Origin of the sequence: Mesorhizobium sp. M1406 (assembly GCF_040317555.1) — a bacterium.
Lineage (GTDB): Bacteria > Pseudomonadota > Alphaproteobacteria > Rhizobiales > Rhizobiaceae > Mesorhizobium.
The window spans coordinates 1-697 of record NZ_JAMYKW010000183.1; the positions used below are offsets into that span (position 1 = coordinate 1).

1 protein-coding gene is annotated in these 697 nt (G+C 55.8%); it reads left to right on the forward strand.

Annotated features, from left to right (window positions below; translation table 11 throughout):
• The coding region (locus tag NKH03_RS34850; RefSeq protein WP_352973375.1) for an aminotransferase class III-fold pyridoxal phosphate-dependent enzyme at positions 1-673 on the forward strand (673 nt) is incomplete at its 5' end.
• Positions 674-697 lie beyond the last annotated feature (24 nt).

Consider the following 697-nt stretch of genomic DNA (forward strand, 5'->3'; position numbering starts at 1 on the left):
TGTCGCGAAGCCAACATTCCTTCCGCGTATCCGCGATTTGGCTGACGAACTCGGTGTCATCTTGATCTTCGACGAGGTGCAAACGTCACGCCTAGGCTATAGAGCGTTGCACGGTGAACTCGGAATCCGTCCCGATATGGTCACGCTTGGAAAGTATCTCGGCGGCGGCGCAAGCTTCGGCGCTTTCGGCGGTAAGGCTTCGATCATGGATCGCTTTGATCCTGCACGTGCCAATTCGTTGTCACATAGCGGCACCTTCAACAACAACGTTTTAAGCATGGCTGCGGGATTGGCTGGCTTCACAAAAGTTCTGACTGAAGAAGCAAGCCGAAAAGTGAATGCCACAGGCGACTGGTTGCGAAGCGAGATGAACGCAGCTCTCGAGCGGCATGCGGTTGCTGCCACAGTACTCGGCCAAGGATCGCTGATGAATCTGCATTTTGTAGAGGGCGTGGTTGAGACACCGGCGCAACTTAAGGAAAGAGACGTACGCTGGCTGGAGCTTTGGCACGTGGAGATGCTGCTGCGCGGCTTCTATGTGGCGCCACGCGGCCTTCTCTCTCTCTCGCTCCCCTTCGGTGAGGTCGAAGCGAAAGGCTTTCTGGAGGCATTTAGCGACTTTTTGGCTGTTCATCGTTCCCTCTTGCCTACACGCACCCAGCTAAACCGCTGATTCTGAGTGACGGCCCGTGAGCAG